Origin of the sequence: Pseudoalteromonas sp. MEBiC 03485 (assembly GCF_004195145.1) — a bacterium.
Lineage (GTDB): Bacteria > Pseudomonadota > Gammaproteobacteria > Enterobacterales > Alteromonadaceae > Pseudoalteromonas > Pseudoalteromonas apostichopi.
Genome location: NZ_SGBT01000002.1, coordinates 517,111 through 542,320 on the forward strand (window position 1 = coordinate 517,111; position 25,210 = coordinate 542,320).

The 25,210-nt window shown below is 39.6% G+C and carries 18 protein-coding genes; 11 read left to right on the plus strand and 7 right to left on the minus strand.

Translation table 11 applies throughout. From position 1 onward, the window contains the following. Positions 1–110: 110 nt before the first annotated feature. Positions 111–4,559, plus strand: a complete 4,449-nt coding sequence (locus EVU92_RS19125; protein WP_130052745.1) for an EAL domain-containing protein — start codon at positions 111–113, stop codon at positions 4,557–4,559. On the opposite strand, the gene EVU92_RS19130 is transcribed toward EVU92_RS19125, so the two are convergent. The 4 genes from EVU92_RS19130 to EVU92_RS19145 all read right to left on the minus strand — a co-directional run bounded on the left by EVU92_RS19130 (position 4,534) and on the right by EVU92_RS19145 (position 11,632). Then, a complete protein-coding gene (locus EVU92_RS19130) occupies positions 4,534–7,320 on the minus strand; it encodes a response regulator (protein ID WP_239977694.1) in 2,787 nt (928 codons plus the stop codon). The two genes, EVU92_RS19125 and EVU92_RS19130, sit on opposite strands and share 26 nt — an antisense overlap. A gap of 63 nt (positions 7,321–7,383) precedes the next feature. Further along, positions 7,384–8,277 (minus strand): cation diffusion facilitator family transporter, encoded by an 894-nt coding sequence (locus EVU92_RS19135; RefSeq protein WP_130052747.1) that lies wholly within the window; start codon positions 8,275–8,277, stop codon positions 7,384–7,386. A gap of 259 nt (positions 8,278–8,536) precedes the next feature. Beyond that, a complete protein-coding gene (locus EVU92_RS19140; RefSeq protein ID WP_130052748.1) occupies positions 8,537–10,471 on the minus strand; it encodes a methyl-accepting chemotaxis protein in 1,935 nt (644 codons plus the stop codon). Positions 10,472–10,699: 228 nt separating this feature from the next. Continuing rightward, positions 10,700–11,632 (minus strand): AraC family transcriptional regulator, encoded by a 933-nt coding sequence (locus tag EVU92_RS19145; RefSeq protein ID WP_168990041.1) that lies wholly within the window; start codon positions 11,630–11,632, stop codon positions 10,700–10,702. A 130-nt stretch (positions 11,633–11,762) separates the two neighbouring features. On the opposite strand from EVU92_RS19145, the gene EVU92_RS19150 reads away from it, so the two are divergent. From EVU92_RS19150 to EVU92_RS19195, 10 genes are all read left to right on the plus strand, one after another. Beyond that, complete coding sequence (locus EVU92_RS19150) at positions 11,763–12,083, plus strand: DUF962 domain-containing protein (RefSeq protein WP_130052750.1); 321 nt, start codon at positions 11,763–11,765, stop codon at positions 12,081–12,083. 8 nt (positions 12,084–12,091) lie between these two features. Further along, a complete protein-coding gene (locus EVU92_RS19155) occupies positions 12,092–12,841 on the plus strand; it encodes a class II aldolase/adducin family protein (protein WP_130052751.1) in 750 nt (249 codons plus the stop codon). 467 nt (positions 12,842–13,308) lie between these two features. Then, positions 13,309–14,214, plus strand: coding sequence for a GGDEF domain-containing protein (locus EVU92_RS19160; RefSeq protein WP_130052752.1), 906 nt, complete (start codon positions 13,309–13,311; stop codon positions 14,212–14,214). Positions 14,215–14,346: 132 nt separating this feature from the next. After that, on the plus strand, positions 14,347–15,300 hold the full coding sequence (locus tag EVU92_RS19165; RefSeq protein ID WP_130052753.1) for a slipin family protein: 954 nt from the start codon (positions 14,347–14,349) through the stop codon (positions 15,298–15,300). Positions 15,301–15,308: 8 nt separating this feature from the next. Continuing rightward, complete coding sequence (locus EVU92_RS19170; protein ID WP_130052754.1) at positions 15,309–15,761, plus strand: NfeD family protein; 453 nt, start codon at positions 15,309–15,311, stop codon at positions 15,759–15,761. A gap of 86 nt (positions 15,762–15,847) precedes the next feature. Continuing rightward, positions 15,848–16,684: a patatin family protein gene (locus EVU92_RS19175; protein WP_130052755.1), complete on the plus strand. Its 837-nt coding sequence runs from the start codon at positions 15,848–15,850 to the stop codon at positions 16,682–16,684. Between the two features lie 99 nt (positions 16,685–16,783). Continuing rightward, positions 16,784–18,982 carry a carbohydrate-binding family V/XII gene (locus EVU92_RS19180; RefSeq protein WP_130052756.1) on the plus strand — a complete coding sequence of 733 codons (2,199 nt, stop codon included), beginning with the start codon at positions 16,784–16,786 and terminating at the stop codon, positions 18,980–18,982. A 195-nt stretch (positions 18,983–19,177) separates the two neighbouring features. After that, positions 19,178–20,803 carry a methyl-accepting chemotaxis protein gene (locus EVU92_RS19185; protein ID WP_130052757.1) on the plus strand — a complete coding sequence of 542 codons (1,626 nt, stop codon included), beginning with the start codon at positions 19,178–19,180 and terminating at the stop codon, positions 20,801–20,803. 36 nt (positions 20,804–20,839) lie between these two features. Continuing rightward, on the plus strand, positions 20,840–21,646 hold the full coding sequence (locus EVU92_RS19190; RefSeq protein WP_130052758.1) for a transporter substrate-binding domain-containing protein: 807 nt from the start codon (positions 20,840–20,842) through the stop codon (positions 21,644–21,646). A 2-nt stretch (positions 21,647–21,648) separates the two neighbouring features. Further along, complete coding sequence (locus EVU92_RS19195) at positions 21,649–22,119, plus strand: DM13 domain-containing protein (RefSeq protein ID WP_130052759.1); 471 nt, start codon at positions 21,649–21,651, stop codon at positions 22,117–22,119. 76 nt (positions 22,120–22,195) lie between these two features. On the opposite strand, the gene ahpF is transcribed toward EVU92_RS19195, so the two are convergent. The 3 genes from ahpF to EVU92_RS19210 form a co-directional block, all read right to left on the minus strand. Continuing rightward, positions 22,196–23,776 (minus strand): alkyl hydroperoxide reductase subunit F, encoded by a 1,581-nt coding sequence (gene ahpF, locus EVU92_RS19200; RefSeq protein ID WP_130052760.1) that lies wholly within the window; start codon positions 23,774–23,776, stop codon positions 22,196–22,198. A 153-nt stretch (positions 23,777–23,929) separates the two neighbouring features. Continuing rightward, positions 23,930–24,499, minus strand: a complete 570-nt coding sequence (ahpC, locus tag EVU92_RS19205) for an alkyl hydroperoxide reductase subunit C (RefSeq protein ID WP_130052761.1) — start codon at positions 24,497–24,499, stop codon at positions 23,930–23,932. Between the two features lie 207 nt (positions 24,500–24,706). Beyond that, positions 24,707–25,210 carry a 2,4'-dihydroxyacetophenone dioxygenase family protein gene (locus EVU92_RS19210; protein ID WP_130052762.1) on the minus strand — a complete coding sequence of 168 codons (504 nt, stop codon included), beginning with the start codon at positions 25,208–25,210 and terminating at the stop codon, positions 24,707–24,709.

A 25,210-nucleotide genomic window follows, 5' to 3' on the forward strand; every position in this document is an offset into this window, starting at 1 on the left:
AATAATAATTTAGGGTTAATCAGTCAGTGCCTAAACTTTTTCTTTTGATTCTCAGTCTGCTTTTCTTCACGCTAACTTCAACTGTGTTTGCGCAAAATTACGCTTTGCAAATGCAGCGAATTTCGACTGATGAAGGCCTTACACAAGGCAGTGTAACTAAAATTATACAAGATGATTTAGGCTTCATTTGGATAGGCACCTACCAAGGGTTAAATCGATACGATGGTTATCAGGTATCGCCTTTTGCTGGAGAGTTCATTCTTGATCAGCGGCAAATTACCGCAATGCACAAAACTGAAGACGGAAACATTTTTGTCAGTACCGAATTCTCAGGTGCTTTTTTTATTGATCCTAAAACCCTGAAAGTTGAAAAAATTTACTCTGGCAAACTCGATCCAGAAGATGTTTTCTTCTCGCCCATTTTAGCTGTTACTGAAGATGACAACTTTTTTTACTTCGCAATTGCTCAGCATGTTTATTCATACAACAAACTATCTAAAAAGTTTTTGCATGAATTTTCAATCAATAAGGAAGAGCATATCGTGCGAGCTCTCACCTTACACGACAACTTTTTATATATAGGCACTTCGGATGGGCTTTTTTCAAAAAATCTTGCTGATGAACATATCTCGCATATTCCACTGACAGATAAAACACATACCACAGAAGATAATAAAAACGTTAAATTTTTAAAGGTCGATACTGAGCTCGGCTTACTTGTAGGCACAGTAGAGGGAATGTTCAATATCCCACTAAAGGCCAATCGTTTGACGTTTGATAAGGTAAAACTATTAATCCCTAACTTAAATATTTGGGACTATTCTGTTAGCTCGTTCGGTGAGTATATCGTCACTGAAAAAGGCTTGTTCGAATTTAATCGCGAAACTATGTCTATTGAGTTCATCTTAAACTTTGAACAGAGTAAGTACTTAATGACTGACAATACAATCCAAGATGTGATGGTTGATAAAACTGGGCTGCTTTGGCTTGCATCGCGCTCTCAAGGGGTATTTACATGGTCAACACTGGCAAGGCGTTTCAAGCATATTGAATTAAAAAACAACCAAGTTAGCTTCAATAATAATATCTGGACGGTATTACAAGATCAAAAAAATACGATTTGGATTGGCACTGATAATGGCCTAATGAAGTACAACCAGCCAACTAAAAAGATTACACCATTCTTAGTGAGCAACGATGAGAAAGCATTTCACGGCCAACACGGTATTTATGGTATTGCTGAAGCAAATATTGACGATAGTGACCGCTATTTATGGCTAATGAAATATATTGGCCTTGTACTTTTTGATAAACAAACTGGCAAATTAGCGCCCTTAAAAGGCAATGCAGAAACCATACACCTTATAGAATACGGCCCTAACTGGGGCTTTAGTGCAATGGGCAATGATCAATTTGCATTTTTGGATGAACAAAACTTTTATAAATATAACGGAAAAACAGGTGAACTTGTCACAATTAAAGGATTAAAAGAACAAGTCGACATAGTTAATGCTCATGGTTTTTTAAAGCCACTTCCCGATTACCCCGACGAGTATGTACTCAGTATGTCGGGCAAGTTGTATCGCTACAATGAGCAGACTGAAAAGTTGACACTTATATACCAAACAGAAAACTATAACCCATTAGCGTTCTATACTATTGATGACTGGGTGATAGATTATAATAACACTCTTTGGCTTGGTTCATCAGATGAAGGGCTTATCGGCATTGATGCTAAAACTTATGAGGTTAAACATCGCATTAATATGCAATCAGGGTTGAAAGCTAAATCTGTTTTTGGATTGCAAATCGATCGCTTTGGATTTTTATGGCTGGGTACACAAAATGGCCTTTACCGACTTGATTTAAGCTCTTTAGAACTTGACAGTTATTTTATTCGTGATGGTTTAACCGTAAATGAATTTAACATTGATTCCGACACTACATTACATAATGGACAACTTGCATTTGGCACAACACGTGGCGTACTTTTACTTTCACCGGAGGACTTTTTATCATCCCCTGTTGAGGCTGGCAATATAAATACCGAAATCACCAATGTGTCGTTACTATCGCGTGAGCTCAACTACCACCCCTACAAATATATAAACACGCCTCTTCAGATCACTTCTGAAGATATGGGCTTGGCTGTTACCTTTTCTAATTTTGATACTATTAATAAAGATAAAACATCGTATAAAGTGACCCTTGATGGACCAACGTCACTTGAATACAACAAGCTAACGACCAACGAAGTTTTCTTTACTAAATTGCCACCAGGTGATTATGTTTTATCGGTAACATCGTCAACAGAATTAAACGATGCAATATCTTCAACTAGACAACTAAGGTTTAATGTTGCACATGCACCTTGGTCATCTCCTATTGCCGTTACAAGCTATGTTATTATCGTCTTAGTTATTTTATTTTTCATCTTTTGGCAATATCGTGCTCGTCAACAAATGATAGGACGCGCTCACGCAGAAGTAGTAAAATCACAGCAGCAAACTGAACTTGCCTTGAGTAGCACCAAAAGTGGCGTTTGGGAAATAAACCTTGCAGAACAATTTTTAAGAACGACACGTTTTTCTGCTGAACTTGGTTATGATGAGTACAAAGATGGTATAAACCTTAAAGAATTTATAAACTTAGTTCACCCACATGATCACAATTATGTTACTAACCAGTGGCAAATCTTTTGTAAACAAACTAATAATGAACAATGGAACATTACTTACCGGTTAAAACATAAAAATGGGGGTTGGCTTTGGTACGAAGATATTGGCCGCATTGTTGCAACTGATGAAACTAATCGTCCTCTAAAAATTACCGGTATCTATACCAATATTACTGAACAGCGCGCTAATGCACAGCAGGCGAGTGTGCTCGGAGAAGCGTTCGGACAAATAAATGACTGGTTATTAATTTTAGACAATCAACTTAAACCATTTTCTGCTAATGCCAGCTTTGGTGAAGCATTCGCTACGCCAAACAATATTGCAGAGCTAACTAGCAGCGACTTTATTGCTGCAATTGGTCGAAGCAAATATATTGAATATATCAATGTATTAAAAACACTTAAACCAAAACAGAACTGGAAAACAGAAGCTGTTATTCGCACTCTAAAAAGCCCAGCACATCCCGTTCATATAAGTGTTACTGCCGTGGCCAAAGAAAACCACACAATTAGCTATTATGTGATTGTTATTTCTGACTTAACAGAGCAAAAACGCGCTGAAGACGATTTACGCTATTTAGCGAATTATGACCCACTCACAGGGCTGCCAAATCGAACTCTGATGCATTCAAAAATTAGTCAATGCATAAGTAATGCTAAAAAGCACAATAAACTCGCAGCATTGCTGTTTATAGATTTAGATAAATTCAAACCGGTTAATGACTCATTCGGTCATGCTGTAGGCGACCAATTACTGTGTGATATAACACAAAGAGTAAGCCTGATCTTACCCGAAAACGCGGTTATAGGCCGCCAAAGTGGTGATGAATTCTTAGTCCTTATTAAAGACTTACATTCGCCACAAACTCTCAGTGAGCTGGTTAAAAAGTTAACTGACGAGCTAGCAAGCAAAGTCATTATCGACGATTTTTCAATTAATATTTCTGCAAGTGTTGGTGTGGCTCTTTACCCATTTGATGCAAAAACTGCAGATGATTTAATTAAAAATTCTGATATAGCCATGATGCACGCAAAGCAATCTGGCCGGAACAATTTTAAATATTTCACGGAGCAAATGAATAACCAGCTAACCAAAAAGCTATTACTTGAAAATGCCTTAAAAGATGCCTTTAAAGATGATGAGTTATTTAATAATTATCAACCTATCGTTAATGCCAAAACTAAAAAAATAAACGGCGTAGAGCTTTTAATGCGCTGGAAGAACGAACAAGGTTTTGTATCACCAGCAGAGTTTATCCCTATTGCCGAGGAGATTGGCTTAATTGATGCGCTGACTGAGCAAGCACTTGATAGAGCACTAACAGAGCTGCTACCAATGCTTCGTGCTAATCCACAGTTTTATTTGTCATTAAACCTGTCGCCAACGCACATTTTAAAATCGAACTTAACTGAACGCTTACTACTGATTTTAAATAATCATATGGTTAAACCTGTTCAGCTGCGCCTTGAAATTACAGAAAACACGCTTTTAGAAGATAAAGAGAAAGCCTCAAAGCAACTGCAAAAACTTAAAAATGCTGGTTTCAAACTTTTACTTGATGACTTTGGTACAGGTTACTCGTCACTGACATACCTTAGCCAATTCCCGATTGATGTGATCAAAATTGATCAAAGCTTTGTGCGCAATATCGGCCAAGATAAGAGTAATGAATCAATTATTAAAACCATTCATGCGCTGTCATCAAATTTAGGTTTATATTGTATAGCTGAAGGGGTTGAGACCAGTGAGCAAATCAGCTTCTTAACCGAAATGGGCTGCGAAGATTTACAAGGTTATTATTTTGCCAAACCCATGTTGGCCGATGACCTAATAGCAGAAAGCACGATTCAGGCAGTTATTGATCGACTAAACGCGCTTTAAGCCATTTATTTAGGCATCGGTATAGCTCATCTTTGTTAATTGGTTTAGAGATAAAGTCATCCATGCCCGCCATAAGGCAACGTTTCTGATCATCTTCAAAGGCGTTCGCCGTAATAGCGATAATGATTGCTTCGCCATAAAGCGCAGGGTTTTGTTTGATTTCGTGTGTACATTGATAGCCATCCATGTGCGGCATTTGGCAGTCCATCAAAATAATGTCTGCTGTAAAGCTTTTAAGCTCTTTAAGCGCCTCTAAACCATCATTGGCCTTTTTAATAGTACACAGGGTGTCCTGCATCATCTTTTCCAGCACAATTTGATTTACAGGGTTATCTTCAACAATTAATACGTTAATGCCACTTAGAATTGGCTTGTCTATACTTTGCTCTGCCTTTTCCTCTGCACCACTTTCAGTCACAGGCACGACAATAGTGAATTCACTTCCCTCACCTTCATGACTCACTAAAGAGAGTTCTCCATCCATAAGCTCAATAATGCGCTTACTAATGGTTAGTCCTAACCCAGTACCTCCATATTTACGGGTGGTGGATATATCGGCTTGGGTAAATTCAGTAAATAATTTTACTTGCTGATCCGCTGAAATACCTATACCTGTATCGCGAATTTTTATTTCTAGTGCATTATCTGCCATTTGGCAGTGCATGTTTATTTCACCTAACTCAGTAAATTTGCCAGCGTTACTCAAGATATTGTTGACGACTTGGCTAAATCTGAGTGGATCTAAACGGATATAATCAGGGATATCATCCGCAATACTAAGGTTAAATTGAACCCCTGGCTTAACGCTGGTAGTGCTAAAGATTTTAGCTAACTGAGCAAGTAACGATTTAACCTCAACAGCGCGATTTTCAAGTTTAAGTGCACCAGCTTCAATTTTAGAGAAATCTAAAATATCGTTTAAAATCAACAGTAAGTTATTTGCACTTTGGTGTATCATTGCCAGCTCATCGCGCTCACTTTCTGGCAGATTAGGATTTTCTAACAATAGTTGAGTCATCCCCAAAATACCATTTAGTGGGGTACGAATTTCGTGACTCATATTTGCTAAAAACTGAGATTTAGTGCGGTTAGCCTGATTCGCTAAACGCACAGCTTCGACTAATTCGTTTGTTTTATCATTAACCTGCTGCTCGAGCTGAGAATTAAAATCTGTCAATTTATTATTTAATAATTCGTTTTCATGGTTCGCTTGATGTAAGCGATTAAAATTAAGCACAAGCTTGTTTGCTAAACTCGAAAACTGAGACTGCAAACGACTTACCTCGAGCCAGGTTTCTGGTAAGTCGGTATCAGTGATTGCACGTTCAGGTTCAAATTTATCGATTTGTTCAGCCAACTTTTCAATTGGAGCAATTAACCAGCGACTTAACTGAGTGATAAATACACTAGTTAATAAAATAATGAACAAAACCATTACTAAAGACTGACCCCATGCACTCACAGCAACATTGTTTGCGTGTTTGCGATTAAGCATGGTCATCACAATCCAATTATGTTCAGTAGAGCGAGCTTCCCTAGCGTAATACTGTTGCTCATCTTCCGCATCAAACATTTTAAAACGCGCTTCATCAGCAAACGAGTCTATCTCATCGTCAGTTAATTGTTGTAACTCTTTAAAATCATCCAGGGTGCTAAATACTACTTTATTGGTGGGATCTAAAATCAATAGCTCCCCCTGGTGACTAAATAGGCTTGGTCTGAGGCCTGCAAAATAATCAAACATCAGTGAGCCTTCAACAACCCCTGTAAAGGTGTCTTCAATATAAATCGGAGCTGATACTGCAACAATCGGTAAAGAGCCAAAGCCACGGCCTTTAAAAATTGTTGAGATATAACCAAGTTTATTATTCGGTGCATTTATAAAATAGTCACGATCAGCCACATTGGGGCGTATGTTTGATTGCTGCAAACTAATCGCTAACGATTGTGGGTAAAAATGAGTAACATTGGCCAGTGCATCAGCAATGATCTGCGTTCGAAAGTCAGGATACAAGTTAGCCATATTTTCAAGCGCAATCTGCCGAGGAACACCATTGGCAATACTTCGAGCCGTTAATACCAAGCCTTTTTTATGATGATCGAGGTGAGCATCAATCATCCGTGCAATTTCCTTCGCTTTCTCTTTTAACTGCTCATTTATCTCGTACTCAATACGTGAATAATGGTTATTGGTTAGTACTATTGAGGTTAAAATAACCACCAACACTACCAATAAGGTCACAACATAGTTAAGAATTTTGTATAAAGACGAATAGTGTTTGTGCCATGAATAACGGCTAAAAAAGAAGCTCAATAAATCAATAACAGATAAGTAGATAGCCGCATTTAAACAGTATTTAGCAAGCGCAATGGCAATAGTTAGGATTGGTAAACCTAAAAAGAAATGCCCAAAGCTCCAAAGTAGCGGCAGACCAATCACAAACCAAAACAGCATGCCTCTTAAAAAAACTGGGCGCGATTTTGATAAGCAAAACAACTGCAAACATATCAGTTCTAAGGCAAATACAATGGAAGGCCACGCATGCCCCCAACGGTAAAAAATAAACCCTGTACTTAAAATGAAAGTGATTATTGCAAACCGCCAGCCAAGCAGCAGTAAGCTTAAGATCACAAAAAACTGGCCAAGAATAAATTCTGAGCTATCTAGAAACCAAATTGGCAGTAAATTAACAACTCCAGCAATACAACCAAGCAGTAGTGCAGCTAAAAAGTTAAAATATGAAGACTTATTTTGAAGCAAAAAAGGTATCCTAACTTCATAGTGATACCTTTAAATTAAAAGAAAATTAAACTTTTTGCCACTTTAATTAACATAATGGCACTCATGGCTTTCTATTTGCAGCACACTTTTTTTGATTTTAAAGCGTGAAAGTAATAGCTTTTCTACTTTTAAGCGACACGCTTCATCGTGCTTTTCAACGGTACAATGCTGTTTTAGCACGACATGAGCCCCAACAACGATGTCTTTATCTTGGCGCATTACAGTTACATTGTGTACATTCTGAACGTGCTCAATAGAGGCTATGCTTTGCTCAATATCAGCCACATCTGGTAATTTACTTCTGTTTTCAAGTAAACCTTGAATGCAACGAATAATTACTTTAGCCCCTGTAAACAACACAAAGGTCGCAATCAACATACTCGATATAATATCGACTTCAGCCCACCCAGTAAGATAAATTAAAATACCAGCAAAGAAGGTTGAAACAGTTGAAATTAAATCAAAAAATGAGTGCAAAAAGACGGCATATACATTGATACTAGCTTTACGTCCCTTATATAAAACCCATGCAGCAGCACCATGAAAAAGAAAGCCGATAGCAGAAATTACCGACATCAAATAACTATTAATTTGTAAATCGTGACCATCGTTATGATGAAGGTAACGTTCACCACCCTCATACAAAATAATTAAGCTAATACTTAAATATAAAATACCATTGATCAAACCGCCGGTAAGTTCAGCCCGCTGGTAGCCATCGTTAAAGTTTTTCGCAAAATAAATCGCCATGCTTGAAGCGATAAGTGCAATAAATAAAGAACTGTTATGAACAAACAAATGCCCAGCATCAGCAAGTACAGCAAGCGAATTTGAATAATAGGCGCCAATAATCTGTATAACCATAAACGAACACGTTATAGCTAAAGCAATCAACAAGCGGCGTCTAGATGCTTGGTGTGTTGTAATATCTGTCATGAAGAAGTGAAATACCTATTAGCTGGAAATGCGGTAATGATATAAAGTCTCAATTGTAATACGCAGCGCTCTTAAACGCACTAAAAACTTAGTTAATAGTCTCTCTATGAAAGTTTTTTGCGCAATTTGTTAGTAAAAAGAAAGGAATTAGCAGTTAACAAGTAAACTAAAAACTCACTTGTAAGCTAAAAAACAGTAAGACGTTAACAACACATGTTGTTAACGTCTTTTAATCGAGGCTGATTTAAAGAGCAGTCAATTAAACTTTAAACTGACTTACTAAGTCTTTAAGGTGCTGGGCACGGGACAATAAACTTTGCGTACCGCGTTGTTGCTGTTCTGCATTATTATGGATTTGCATGGCACTGTCTGAAATATCATGTGCTGACTGATTAATATGTTCAACAACCGTACCTTGCTCTTCTGTGGCTGCAGCAACCTGATGATTACCTTGACTGATAATTTCAAACTTCTGCTGTATAGACTGAAGTGCAGACACCGCAACATGCGTAAGTTCAGTGACTTTTTGGCTACTTTGCGTACCTTCGGCAATCGCTTCTTGTGATTGCAATGACGAGCTTTGTAAGCGCGAAATTTGCTCTCTAATTTCAGAAGTTGATGTTTGCGTGCGCTGCGCAAGTGAGCGCACTTCATCTGCTACCACCGCAAAACCACGGCCTTGCTCGCCAGCACGAGCGGCTTCAATTGCAGCATTGAGTGCCAATAAATTAGTTTGCTCAGAAATCGCATTGATCACTTCAACAACCGAGTTGATCTCTGCAGCTTGATTTGCAAATTCACCGATACTTTGATCAACCGTACTCAAAATATCATTTAGTTCATTCATAGTTTGTGCTGTGGCAGCCATACTCTGATTGGTTTGTACGGTTTCTCTTACCGCTTCTTCTGTGTCGCTTGCTGTGCGATGAGCAATATCAGACACCTCATTAATTGTTTGTCCCATCTGTGTAATAGCAGTGGCAACTTGGTCTGTTTGCGCGCGTTGATCTTCAGTGGCAACAAACGTTTTATTGGCAAAGTTCGCAAGGTCGTCAATACCCTCTCGCATTGCTTGCTCAGTGACACTGATTTCATCTACCAACTCGGCTACTTTACCTATAATTGCATTAAAGCCCTTAGCAAGATGCCCTAACTCATTATCTACACTGTCATCTAAGCGTTTTGTTAAGTCACCACCGTGGCCCGCCATACCAAGTAGCTCGTCACCAACACTGCGTATTTTCTTACTGAGCCAATTCGCAAAATAAAGCGTCAGCACTAAGAAGATGCCCGCAAGCACGACACTCACAATAATCGACATCCAAACGACAGTATTAATTGCACTTGATATCTCTTGGCGTGGCTGAATCGCCACAAGAGTAAGGCCAGTACCTTCAATCGGCATAACACCAGCGTAAACATCTTCGTCTGCGAGCTCGACTTGCGATAGTGTAAAGCCAGTGTGTTTACTACTCAGAAAATCTTGTAATGTGCTTAATGAAGCCACACTGGTAACTTGTTTACCAATATAAGCATCATTTGCGTGTGCAATAATTCGCTTGCTATCATCAATTAAAAATAAATAACCTTGCTCGCCAATTTTACGCGACGTGACAATGCTAGAAATATCTGAAATATCATAACCAAGCCCTGCAACACCTAGGCGTTGCCCAGCTATTTCAACTAAAGTATTCACGTATAAAGTGAGGTGTCCGCCCTGCTCACTAACATCTAATGCGAGCGCTTGGCGTTTATCTGAACTGATAAAGTCAAAAAACCAACTGTCTCTTGGTTCATTTTTAGAGATAGACTTAAAAAAGCCTTCTTGCGTGTAATAACTCATTGAGTTTTTACTCACCCAAAACACCGATGAGGCACCGCTTTTTCTTTGTAAGTCTGCAAAATACGCCATTACACGTTGATGAATAGGCGAGCTTTTTTCGCCTTCGGTCATCCAAGTATGCAAAATTTGATTTTCGGCTAACGACTGTGACACAGAGATGGGGTAACGCATTTGAGCATCAACTTCCGCAGCCACTTTACCCACAGCGTCAGGCAATAATTGCTTTTCTGTTTGTTGGTAATAAAGCCGAGAAAATTGGCTGGTATTGATTAAAGCGCTAACCACAGTGACAACAAACAATGCAATTAACACAAAACTAATAAAAATAGTACGCAGCGATAAGTTTCGCATTCAGCAGCCTCATACTTAATGGGGGGGGTTAGTTTCAGATCATCCTTGCGTCCTATTTGAAATTTTAGTTAACAAATTCGTGTTAAGCAATTGCTAGTTAAGCTTTTATTATTGTTTTTTGGTAAATAGTTATCAAACTCAAATATTATCGGAACAAACACCAATTTGTACCGATTTAATAATTAAAGTAATACCTGACAGGCATCAACTAGATCAAAGTAGCACTAACTATGATTCAGCTATTATTGCCATTTTTTGCTTGTACACTTTTGGCGACATACCATACCAGCGATTAAAGGCATGATGAAATGCACTAATCTCTGAATAGCCACATAAAAAGGCAATTTCTGTTACTGACAGATCAGTTTCGTTTAATAATGAAACACTTTTTTGCTGCCTTAAACTTGCTAGTTCTTTACTAAAACTTGTGCCTTCTTTTGCAAGTCGGCGTTGCAACGTTTTTTCACTCATATTAAGTGCTTTTGCCATTGCTTTACTGTTGGTTTGCCCTTGAATTAAATGCTCCTCGAGTAAAATTCTCAGCACCTGAGTTACATTGGTTTGCGTCACCAGTTTCATCTGACCTGATAACACAGGTTTACTATCGGTTTCTTCACTAAAAAATAGGCTATGGGTATGCGAGCCGTATTCAACTTTGCAGTTAAAGTGTTCATTAATTTCACTGTGTGGCTCTTTACGCTTTAGGCAAATTCGCGTTGGGTGCCACTCTTTTCCCTTTACAGTACGCGCTATTTTTAAACAAAACGCCATCGGTGCTTCGTAGCTTAGCAGCGACATATCGCGCTCACCATCACTAAAGTTAAAGCGAAGTTCATACTCACTTCCATGATCGATGAGTGACACATTATGTGTGTCGCCCATTAATTTTTGATAACGCAATATAAGCCGAAAAGCACTCAGTAACTGTGTTGCTTGAACAATAGCCATACCAACCACCGGAATAGCGCGCACATTCATGTTACTGCCAACATAAAGACCTAAATGAGTGTTTGGTAACATCGCTTGCGCCTGCTTCCAAAGCGAACTAACACTGGCTTGTGGGTATCGGGCTGTTTGACTGCTTAATTCTGCTAAAGGAATATTTGCTCCTGCAAACAACTCATTGATTGGTAAGCCCTGCCATTTAAACGATTCAGCCATAGCGCGGAGCCACCAACTTGATAAGGTTCTCATTCGCGTCCCAAATAAACAATTTAATGACCTATATTATCAAGTAAACAAAATAATAAAAGCCTATTGTTAACATGTTATTATCAACGGAGACAGCAATATGGGCACTGTAGCAAGTAAACGCGAGTTCGCGAGTTTTAAAGAGTTTTACCCTTATTACTTACAAGAACACAAAAATAAAGTCTGTCGGCGCTTACATTTCATTGGCAGTTGGTTTGTTTTGGCAATTTTGTTTGCCGCTATTTATCAGCAGCAATATAGCTGGATAATTTTATGCCCGGTGGTGGGCTATGGCTTTGCTTGGGTTGGTCATTTCTTCTTTGAGAAAAATCGTCCAGCAACGTTTACGCACCCTTTTTATAGCTTTATTGGTGATTGGGTAATGTTTAAAGACATTATTGTTCGCAAAGTACCATTTTAGAAAAAACCATGACTATAAAACACACAGTATCAGAGCAAGAATGGAAAGCCCGTGTTGAGCTAGCTGCCGCGTATCGCCTAGTTGCTTTATATGGCTGGGATGATCTAATTTTTACCCATATTTCAATGCGTGTTCCCGGCACAGACAACGAATTTTTGATAAATCCATATGGCATGATGTTTCACGAAATTACGGCATCAAGTCTCATCAAGGTAGATCAACAATGTAATAAGCTGCATGACAGTGAATACCCTGTTAATCCTGCGGGGTTTAATATCCATAGCTGTATTCATATGGCGCGTGATGATGCCCATTGCGTTATTCACACCCATTCACTCAATGGCACGGCGGTGTCTGCAAACAAAGACGGCTTATTGCCTATCTCTCAGCAAGCTGTTGTTGTGCACTCAGGTTTGGGTTATCACGACTACGAAGGCATAGCTCTTAACCCTGCTGAGCAAGACCGTTTAGTGAATGACCTAGGCACGAATAACTTTCTAATGCTACGTAATCATGGCCTATTAACAGTAGGTAAAACGGTCGCTGATGCATTTTTGTTTATGTATGTTTTTGAAGCTGCATGCGCTGTACAAACTCGTACTTCACAAAATACCGAGCAACTCGTACAAGTACCTAGCGCGATTATTGATGGTATCAAAGGGCAAACAGAAATTGCCACTAAGGGACTGGGTGGAGCAATTGCTTGGCCTGCCTTGTTACGCTTATTAAATAGCAAAAGCCCCGGTTACGATGAGTAAGGAAACACCCTACACATTAATAGCATGGCTATAATAGGGCTGCTTTTGCCAAAATCATGCTTATATGACAAAAAACAAATGAACTTTTAAGTGGAGGCTGGTTTACATAATGACACCCTCGCTACTTTAATTGCTAGCACAATAATCAATAATGCTGCCATGGCAATTCTGGAGCGATTTATCAATGTTTGTAATTTATTTAGCGCTCAGCATACAAAAACAGCCTTACTAACATCTGTAAAAAAGCCAAAAGTGACCACTACAATAGTTTAAAAAATAATGATACTTAAAAATAGCTAACCAAACTTAATAACAAAGTTCATCAACCATCTTCATTATTATTTTTTTAATTACTTTTCAAAATCATACCTAAATCATTAGTTGTAATTTTATCTTTGTGGTTAGTCTTGTTTATTAAGATTTTTTCGTCCACTATCAATTTATGGCTTGTTATATAGGGACATATTATGGCCGAATTTAATACAACTAAATTACCTGTGCATATTGCTGAGTTAAAGTTTGCACTCGATAACGTACCCGCATACGTTTATATAAAAAATGAACTCGGACATTACGTTTATGCAAATAAACTGACTCTAGACTTATTTGCATGTTCTGCTCAAGAATTACAATATAAAACCGATACCGACTTTTTCCCTCGCCCAGATGCCAAAAAACTCGCAAAAATCGATAAACGAGTACTCAGAGGAGAGCGAACACGAGAAGAAGTTGAGTTGACTTTTCCAGGTGGGCACACGTTTATTTTTTGGGAAGTAAAAACCCCTATTTTTTGTGACTCAGAGCCAAACAAAGTAATTGGCATTTTAGGCATTGCAACTGACATTACTGAACGAAAATACCATGAACAACAACTCCTCTATGCTGCCTCTACCGATCCCTTAACTGAACTTTTAAATCGCCGCTATTTTTATATTCGCTTATCACTTGCGTTAGAAATGAGTAAGCGCGACCAAAGTTATGGTGCTGTAATATTTATTGACCTCAATAAATTCAAAAAATTAAACGACCAATATGGCCACAATACAGGCGACGCTTATCTTGTTGAAATTGCCAATAGAATGAAAGCCGCTGTGCGCGAGAAAGACTGTTTAGCCCGCATTGGTGGCGACGAATTTATAGTCTTACTAGAAGGCCTAGGTCGTGATGAGCAAACAGCCAAACACAACGCCCATCGCGTTGCTGATAAACTACAAACCGCTATCGAAATTAAATTTATTCATCAAGATATTAACTACAAAGGTTCTGCCAGTGTTGGCGTCACCATGTTTTTAGGCACACAAGAAACAGCCGATGAAATTGTGGCGCAAGCTGATCAGCATATGTATATGATAAAACATACACTTACCGATTAAACGAGCCGTAGGTTTGTACTCAACACAATGAGGCAACTCTAAAACCAGTACCGATTACAAATCATTAGCCTGCTTTGCTTTGTGGTGGTAATCTGAGTGGCAAAATAATTTTAACTGTATTAAGGAAAGTACATGGATCCCATTTCTAGCATTTTAGACCTTTTGTTAAATGTAGAAGTCTTTCTTCTAATTTTTGTTTTAGTGCTACTAAAAAGTAGCGTTAAATTTGTGCCGCAAAATCGTGCCTGGTTAATCGAACGTTTCGGTAAATACCATTCAACCAAAGAAGCGGGCTTAAACTTTATTGTGCCATTTATCGACCGTATTGCCGCTGATCGCAGCTTAAAAGAACAAGCGCAAGATGTGCCTTCTCAGTCTGCTATCACGAAAGATAATATCTCGCTTATCGTCGACGGTGTGCTGTATTTCCGCGTGCTTGACCCGTATAAAGCCACATATGGTGTTGATGACTATGTGTTTGCGGTTACTCAGCTATCGCAAACGACGATGCGTTCTGAACTTGGTAAAATGGAACTCGATAAAACCTTTGAAGAGCGCGACATGTTAAACACCAACATAGTTACCGCGATTAACCAAGCTTCTGAGCCTTGGGGAATTCAGGTTTTACGTTACGAAATTAAAGACATTGTGCCACCAAACTCTGTAATGGAAGCCATGGAAGCACAAATGAAAGCTGAGCGTGTAAAACGTGCGCAGATTTTAGAGTCTGAAGGTGATCGTCAATCTGCTATCAACGTGGCAGAAGGTAAGAAGCAAGCGCAAGTTCTTGCAGCAGAAGCTGAAAAAGCAGAGCAAATTTTACGCGCCGAAGGTGAAGCAAAAGCGATTATCGCTGTTGCTGAAGCGCAAGCAGATGCACTGCGTAAAGTAGGTGAAGCAGCGGATACAGAGCAAGGTCAAAAAGCAATTCAACTCGACTTAGCAACTAAAGCTATTGCTGCTAAAGAAGCGATTGCTCGTGAGTCATCTGTGGTATTACTTCCTGAAAGTGGTACTGATGCAAGCTCATTGGTTGCTCAAGGGATGTCTATTATTAACTCTTTGAATAAAAAGCAACAAAGTTAGGTGAGCTGATGGCATTTTTAGATACTCATTTAGCCGAAGCATTAATGATTATAGGTGTTATCGCGCTAATTGTTGAAGTTGCTGTACTGGGTATGAGTACCTATGTACTACTGTTTTTAGGCTTATCTTTATTTGCCAGTGGCTTATTAATGAATATAGGCTTACTTGATACGAGTTACACCACCGCGCTTTGGAGCAATATAGTGTTTACTCTAGGCTTTGCTGTAGTGCTTTGGAAACCACTCAAACGCATGCAAGATAAAACCGATACTAAGCCAATACATAGCGATTTTGCTGAGCTTACCTTTATCGTGAACGCTGATGTTGATGATAAAGGGTTAACTACGCATCAGTATTCGGGTATTACATGGCAATTAAAAAGTCAGTCTCCCATTGCTGCGGGTAGTACTGTAAAAGTGACCGACAAACAAGTTGGCGTACTTTGGGTAGAAGCGGTATAACTTAGTTAGAGTCAAAACTCTATTTAGTTTTGTAACCGTGTTTGCTATGGTTAGAAGCACTCACGGTTACAAGCAAGGTTGCGAAAATGAACAATAACAAGGCACTGGTTGTAGAAGGTGGCGCAATGCGTGGTATTTTTGCCACTGGCGTATTGGATGCCTTTATTGAAGCCAATTACCAACCTTTTAATCAATGCTATGGTGTTTCTGCCGGAGCCACAAACATTGCCGCCTATTTGTGCGCCCAATACAAACGTAACCATGCGGTGATTACCGATTACTCTTGCCGACCTGAATTTATTGATTTTGTTCGTTTTATTAAAGGTGGCCACCTGTTTGATTTAGACTGGCTGTGGCAAGAAACCATCCGTGATATTCGCCTTGATCTCGACACCTTCAAAAAGCAAGCCAGTGAGTTTTACATTGTTACAACCAATATACAAACTGGACAAGCAGAGTACTTAAAAGCTAGTGCAGCTCATCTTGAAGAGCAATTAAAAGCCTCATGTGCTCTCCCTATTGCTTATCGAGAATTTCCCATTATCGACAATTTACAACTCACTGATGGCGGCGTCGCTGATTCTATTCCAATTCGCAAAGCATACGAGATGGGTAATAAAGAAATCACCGTTATTTTATCTCAACCTCTTGGCTATAAGAAAAAGCCAGCTAAAGCGCCTTGGCTTGTAAAGCGTCTTTATAAGAGAACCCCAGCATTAGCTGAAGCAACCCTCAGACGCGCAGAAAATTACAATCAAAGTATTGATTTTATTACCAACCCGCCAAGCGATTGTAAAATTAATATTATTGCACCGCCACCTAACTTTGCTGTTGGTCGAACAACAAAATCATTTGAAAAACTCAGTGCGGGTTATGAAATGGGCTTAAATGCGGGTGCACATTTTTTAACTCAAATTGCCTAATACCCTATATGAACTAATACACTAAAAAAGGAACAATCTTCAAGCGTTTTCGATGTCATTGGCTATACTTTAAATAGTTATGTTAGCCAAGGATTGACCATGAAACTCCCCCTGCCTTTTATTACTGCCCTCAGGGTTTTAATACTCTCTTTTTTCTGCTTATTTTCATTTTATAGCCAAGCTATTGAGTGGCCGCAACAAGTGCAAACATCACAAGGCACACTTATAGTTTATCAACCACAACCCGAGAAACTAAACGGTAATACTTTAACAGCCCGTGCAGCAATGTCATTTTCGGTTTCAGGCAATGACGCTGTGTTTGGCGTATTTTGGTTTACCGCTAAATTAGATACTGACCGCGAAAATGATACCGTCACCGTTCGCAATATGACTGTCACCGATGTACGCTGGCCTGAATCAAAAGATGCTGGAGAACAACAGTTTACTGCTGTCGTTAATGAAGCAATAAAAGCCAGTCAATTCGAAACCTCTCTTTCGCAACTCACCGCCAGCCTGGAAAGTGCAGAAGCAGCAGAACAAAGTTTAACGCAATTAAAAACCGATCCTCCGGCGATTATTTTCAAAGAGCAATTGTCAGTTTTACTTAGTTTTGATGGTGAACCTAAGTTTAGTAAAATTGAAAACAGCCAATATGAGCGCGCTTTAAACACCGCCATGACAGTGATTAAAGATAGCAAAAGCAAACTTTGTTATCTCACCGATGGGCAATTTTGGTATCAGGCAAAACAAGCCAAAGGGCCTTATGAATATACTCAGTCGCCACCGGCTGAACTTGTAAAAATGCTCCCTAAAGATACGGAAACATCAAGTCTTATTGCGCCACCAGCCATTGTTGTGGCAACTAAACCTACCGAGCTCATTGCAACAGATGGCGAAGCTAAATGGAAAAGCCTAACCGGTGGCGAGCTCATGTATGTGTTTAATACAGAAACCCCATGGCTGCGTGATATGCAAACTAACAATATGTACGTATTGTTATCTGGGCGCTGGTATCGCTCTAAACAGCAAACAGGCCCATGGACATTTGTACGTGGTGATGAGTTACCAGAGAGCTTTGCCAATATTCCACCTGAATCAGATTTAGGTGGCCTCAGAGTTTCGGTTGCTGGTACTGAAGAAGCTGACGAGGCTGTATTAGATGCTAAAGTGCCTCAAACAGCGGCTATCAGCCGTAAAGACACCAGTTTGACTGTGTATTATGATGGCAAGCCTAAGTTTGAACGGATCCCAGGCACGCAGGTTTCTTATGCCATTAATACCGATGCACAAGTGCTGCAAATTAAAGGCAAATATTATGCTGTCGATAATGCGGTGTGGTTTAAGGCAGACTCCGCACAAGGGCCTTGGCTTGTTGCTGATAGCATTCCAAAAGACGACATAGCAAAAATTCCTCCAAGTTCTCCTGTATACAACGTGACATATGTTGATATTTACGAGTCAACCCCTGAAGTAGTTTACGTCGGTTATTACCCAGGTTACATGTGGTCATACCCATATTATGGCGTGCCAGTGTATGGAACAGGTTGGTATTACCCGCCATACTGGGGCGGTGGCTACTACTACCCTCGCCCACCGACTTGGGGCTTTAATATTGGCTATAACAACTGGACAGGCTGGTCTTTTGGCTTAAGTTGGAGCAATGGTTTTTTAAATCTAGGTATGAATTGGAATGTAGGTTGGCCAACCCATTATCGACCTTATCATTGTTGTAATGGCTGGTATGGTGGTGGTTACCGTGGCCCAGTTATTATTAATAATGGCAACATCAATATAGGCAACAAAATTAATGTCGGCCATAAACCGGGGCATCTTAATAAACAGCCAAGACTTAATATTTATAAGCGCGATCAAAGTAAATCTCGTCTTGCCTCAAAACAGCAGGTTAAACGCGATTTAAAAACTGCTATTAGCCAACGCGATAAGGCAAATAATGTTTTCGCTGATCAAAAGGGTAACGTGCTCAAACATGATGCTGATAAATGGCAACAACGTGTAGAGGGTAAATGGCAAACATTACCCAGAGATAAACAGCAACAAATCAAAGATCGGTCACAAAACATTGACCGCCAACAAGTGCAAAATAAATTACAAAGCATAGATAAAAGTAAAGCGAGGCAAACATTGCAGCAACGCCAGCATACGCAAAACAGACAGCAAAATCGTATGCAGCAATTAAATCAAGCAAATAGAGCACGTCAGCAAGGTATGCAGCGCCAACAAATGCGCCGCAATACACAAAGACAAATGCCTAGACAATTGCCTAACCGAGGCCATTAATGTAAAAGTAGGTACAAAACAAGGCCAGTGTAAATACTGGCTTTGTTAACTTGACTAGCGTTAAGCACGCTTCATAACTATTTAAAAGATGAAATACCTACCTAGATAAAAAGCTTCAAAATAATTGCAAAAATTTGCTTAAAACCATTTATCTATTAATTTTAATACTAAGTCCTTACAAAAATTTGCACGCTCATGTTAAATAACTATACCGTTCGTACGCGATTAGCCGTATTGGCTTTGTTACCGGTTACAGTTTTTGTGATCACATCTATTTTTACAATGTCTATTATGTCGAACTTGATAAAAGGCATCGACAGTTTGTATGACGATAGAGTCATACCTCTTGAGCAGATAAAAACAGTATCGGACAATTACGCGGTTAGCATTGTTGATTTATTTCATAAATACCGCGCTGAGCAAATTTCAAAAACTGACTTTCTAGCCGCCGTTGAAAATGCAAAAAAAGTCGCTGACAACAAATGGAAAAGCTACTTAGGAACCAAGCTCACCACAGAAGAGCAGCGCCTAGTAAATATAGTTGAAAAGAACCTCAGTGTGGTCGAAAGCGAACTCAGCACGTTTTTAACCCAAGTTAAAAGTGACCAACTTAAAGCAGTACCTAACAAGGTGTTCGTAAAAAGTCTTTATGATGTGTTTGACCCACTCAGTGAAAGTTATCAAGGACTTATAAACTTACAAATCAATGAGGCTAACAAGTTTAAAAACTCCGCAGATAAAGATTTTGCTCAGGTCAGTATCGCTATGACAGCATCTATCACAGTTTTAATTATTTTGTTGCTGGCTATTGCCTTTATTATATACCGCTCTATTCATAACCCATTGTTATCTCTGAGTGAAACGATAGGTTCTATCTCTGAGAATGCCGACTTACGTCTGCGCGCCAAAACCCATGGTAATGACGAAATCGCCCAAGCAGCACATCACTTTAATGCCATGATGGAACGCATTCATACTTTAGTAAATGATGTAACGAGCGCAACACTCACACTTTCATCTGCGGCTGAACAAATGAACTCAATTAGTGATCAAGTAGCCAGCACAGCCACAGAGCAAGAACATCAATCGGCGATGATTGCAACTGCCATTACGCAAATGAGTAGTGCGATTGAGCAAGTTGCCGCCAATGCATTATCAACGTCAGAAAAAGCAACTCACACAGATAAAACAGCCAAACAGGGTCAGCAATCTGTGCAGGAAAATATTGATGCAATAAACCGCTTATCACATGTCGTTAATGCGAATACAAAACTAATCAATGAGTTAAACACACAATCAACTGATATCAATCAAGTGGTGATGATGATCCAGGGTATTGCAGAACAAACGAACTTACTTGCGTTAAATGCCGCCATTGAAGCTGCCCGTGCAGGTGAGTCAGGTCGCGGTTTCGCAGTAGTAGCCGATGAAGTCAGGCAGCTTGCGCACAACACGCAAAAAGCCACAGCGAGTATTAATGAAATGATTAGTAAACTACAAGCAATGGCGCAGCAGGCAGTGACCGCCATGGGCAATGCCGACGAAAGTGCCAAACAAAGTGTTGAATACGCCGAGCGCTCATCACAATTACTCTCTGAAATTACTCAAGAAATGGCTCTTATTGCCGATATGAACAACCAAGTATCCACTGCAACAGATGAGCAGACCACTGTTGCCAACGAACTAAGTTGTAATATTAATGAATTTAGTAGTAGCATTTCACTGGTTAGCGAAAGCTCGCAACAAAATGCGCAAGCCAGCCAAGAATTGGCTTCATTGGCTTCGAAATTACAACAGCAGGTGCATGTTTTCAAAGTATAATGTAGAGCTGCGCTCAAAAAACAGGGACTTACATTAATGAACAGGGCAGCATTTATATTACTATTAACATTTGTTCTGTGGAGTCTACAAAGCTTTGCGCATGAGCAAATTGTTATTCAGCTTGCAAAACCAAACTATATCGAAGCGGTAAAAAACCAATATATCCACGATATTCTCAACAAAAGCTTTGCTGCAATGGATGCGAATGTTGTGTTGCTTTACAACGTTAAGCCAATGAATAATAAACGTATTGTAGAGCAGCTGAGTCAGAATAAAACAATTACCCTAGCTTGGTTATCTTTGCCTCTCCAGCAAACTGACTCTCTAGTAAAAACAACTATCCCACTCTACAAAGGCTTACATGGCCAGCGTTTACTGATTATCCGCGACGAAGACCAAGAAAAGTTTAGCTCCATTAAAACCCTTGCAGAATTAGCTCCCTTAGTTGGCCTCCAAAAACAGAGCTGGTCTGATTATACCGTGCTGAAAAATAATGGTTTAACAGTTAATGGAGAGCTTGATTATCCAGGTATGATCAAAGCCCTCAAAACAGGGCTTGGTGATTACTTTCCACGCTCAGTACTAGCAATTGACAGTGAACTAAATAGACTAAAACAGTTCAATTTTGTCATTGCACCAAACATCATGTTGCAATACCCCAGTGAATATTACTTTTATTTAAGTAGAGAAAATCAACACATTAGAGACATGTTAGAACAAGGCATGCAAAAGCTACAGCAATCTGGTGAGCTTGATCAACTTTATTTGCAATACTTTGGTGATGTTGAAAAACATTTTTCTTTAAAGCAACGTCATAGAATAACGCTAAATAATAAGGAGTAATCATGCTAAAAGCACTGCTCATCATTATCGTGGCATCAGCAATTTTCGCTGCGGGTTTTATGGCTGGGGTTTACAGTTTACCAATTTTAACTGAGCAACCTGCTCCTGAGGCTGGCATATTGAAGCAGCATCAAGGTCGAGCTCAGTTTAGTGCTGAGTTTAAACCAAATCTTAAAGGTTCAGACCGCTTGCATTATGGTGATGGCATGGTGTACCTAACAAATGATGCTATTTCTATGCAAGGCACTTTATCTCCTGGTCCTGACTATCAACTTTACCTATCACGCAACTTTGTCGATAACGAAGCCGATTTTTTAGCACAAAAAGGCACAATGCAACGTGTTGCAGGGGTGCGTTCATTCAATGGTTTTAAATTAGCTGTGCCACAAGGTATTGATGTCAGCGATTACAATACAGTGGTTATTTGGTGTGAAAGTTTCTCGGAGTTTATTACTGCAGCGCAGTATCAGTAAAAACAAAGCCGCCTTTGGAGAGGGCGGCTTTAAGACGGCAGCTATGGGTGTGAGCTGCCTAATCAAGAGTCATTAATTAAGCTGCATCTTCGGTGCTTTGTGTCTCTTCGCTGTGGCGAATTAAGTAATCAAAAGCACCTAAACTTGCTGTAGCGCCACTGCCCATTGCAATAATGATTTGCTTAAACGGCGTTGTTGTTGCATCACCTGCCGCGTAAACACCCGGTAATGATGTTGCACCTTTGCTATCGATTTCGATTTCGCCAAAGCGAGTCAGTGATAACTCTGAATCTTTTAACCATTCAGTGTTTGGCACCAAGCCTATTTGCACAAAGATACCTGCAAGCTCAAGCGATTTTTTATCACCAGAGATGCGGTCAACATAGCTTAAGCCTGTAACTCGTTTACCATCGCCAACAACTTCTGTCGTTTGCGCGTTTTTGATAATCGTAATGTTGTTTAAGCTATTTGCTTTACGAATAAGAACTTCGTCAGCACGTAGGGTATCAGCAAATTCAAGCACGGTGACATGCTCAACAATGTTAGCAAGGTCGATTGCAGCTTCAATACCTGAATTACCACCACCGATAACCGCAACGGCTTTACCTTTAAATAACGGACCATCACAGTGAGGACAGTAAGCAACGCCATGACCGCGATACTCTTTCTCACCTGGTACGTTCATTTCACGCCAGCGTGCACCGGTTGCTAATACCACTGATTTAGCATTCAAAACCGCGCCATTTTCTAGTGTGATTTGATAATTACCTTGCTTAGTAAGTGATGTCGCACGTTGGTTTTGCATAACATCAACATCGTATTCTTTTACGTGCTCTTCTAGTTGAGCAACTAATTTAGGGCCTTCGGTCGCTTTAACTGAGATAAAGTTTTCAATTGCTAAAGTATCTGAAACCTGACCACCAAAACGCTCTGCAACCACGCCCGTGTTCAAGCCTTTGCGTGCCGAATAGATTGCCGCAGAAGCCCCAGCTGGCCCCCCTCCAACAACAAGTACATCAAACAACTCTTTAGCACTTAATGCTTCAGCTTGGCGTGCTGCTGCTTTAGTATCTACTTTGTTTAGTATGTCGGTAAGGTTAACTGCGCCTTGGCTAAATAGCTCACCATTTAAATATACAGCCGGCACTGCTAAAACATTACGCTCATTCACTTCGTCTTGGAACAAAGCACCATCAATCATAGTGGCCGTAATGTTTTCGTTGTGTGCTGCCATTAAGTTTAGTGCTTGCACTATTTGTGGACATGTTTGACAACTTAATGAAATATACACTTCAAAGTTAAGCGGCCCAGGTAATGATTTAATTTGTTCAATTTCACTCTCTGATGCCTTACTTGGATGACCACCTGTATGAAGGAGTGCAAGGATCAAGCTGGTGAATTCGTGGCCCATAGGCACACCCGCAAATGTGATTTGCGTATTGTTAATAGGTGAAGATACCACCATAGACGGACGACGTACGTCTTGGTTTGGGTTATCTCGCACCGAGAATTTATCGCTTAACGATGCTAAATCGTTTGCTAAGTTTTTAAGTTCTGTTGATTTATTGCTGTCATCCAAGGCGATAAGCAGCTCAACAGGGCTGGTAATAGAAGCAAAGTGGCTTGTTAATTGGTTTTTGATATTCGTATCTAACATGGCTTAGCCCTTGAGTTCAGAATAAATAAGCTAGAAAAATTTTAGGAAACTACCCACCACCCGCTAATGTGCTTAATGTGAGTTGTGATGGGCAGTTAAAGTTACATTTGGATAGCAAAGCGAGGCTTTGCTATCGTTTAATGCTATGGCAAATTAGATTTTGCCAACTAGGTCTAGTGAAGGAGCAAGTGTCTCTTCACCTGGCTGCCATGATGCAGGACATACTTCACCGTCGTGGTTAGCAATGTACTGAGCAGCTTGTACTTTACGTACTAACTCTTTCGCGCTACGGCCGATGCCTAGGTCATGAGTTTCGATTACTTTGATTTCGCCTTCAGGGTTCATTACGAATGTACCGCGAAGAGCAAGACCTTCGTCTTCGATCATCACACCGAAGTTACGTGTGATACGACCTGTAGGGTCACCAATCATTGGAAATTTGATTTTACTAATTGTGTCTGACGTATCGTGCCATGCTTTGTGAGTGAAGTGAGTGTCAGTTGATACTGAGTAAACTTCAACACCCATTTCTTGAAGTTGCTCATAGTAATCTGCAACATCACCAAGCTCTGTAGGACATACAAAAGTGAAATCTGCTGGGTAAAAGAAGAAGATTGACCACTTACCTAGCACGTCTTTTTCTGTTAGCTCTACAAAGTCACCGTTGTGGTAAGCTGTTGCATTGAATGGTTGTAGTTTTGTGTTAATTAATGAAGTGCTCATAGTATTCCTCATTGATGTTTTAAAAATGTTTAATTAACGCAGTCTTGCGTCTGCTTGATTAATACAATAGAGGTGTGAGCGATTAAAATAAAATTGATTGTTTAGATTAAATTGATTTGTTTTTTAGATTAAACAGCTAAAAGTAATAAAAACTATAAAGCCCTCAACCAGTTACATGATAAAGGGCTTTCACATAAAGGAATAAAATTACTTATTAAAGCCGTATAAGCTCTTTGGTTTAATATAGTTAGGCTCAATTCCTTGCTCTTTTGCGGCAGCTAACATCACTTGCTCAATCCAACCGGCATCCATAATATTCATATAGTTACCATCAGGGTCAAAGTTAATGTTAGAGCCCATAACTACCATAAAGGTATCGGTCATTTCAGTATTATCTTTTGGAACTTGAAATTGATGAATCGAACCGCCTGGCTCAAACAAATAGCTACCCGGCACTTGTAAATCATCTGGATATTCTGTGTAGTGCCAACTCCCTGCAAGCGTATATAAGTGCACGACTCCAGTATGGAAATGTCTTGGTAAAACCGTGCCTGGTTCAAATAAAACACGTAGTACCCATACCCCATTCTCAGAATCTAGCATCAATGGGTAAATGTGTACGCCAGGTAAGGCGTTTTTAATTAGCTTTTCATCGTTGGTATGTATTGTCAGTAAAAAATCTTGATGGTTAATAATATCTGGTAATGCCAT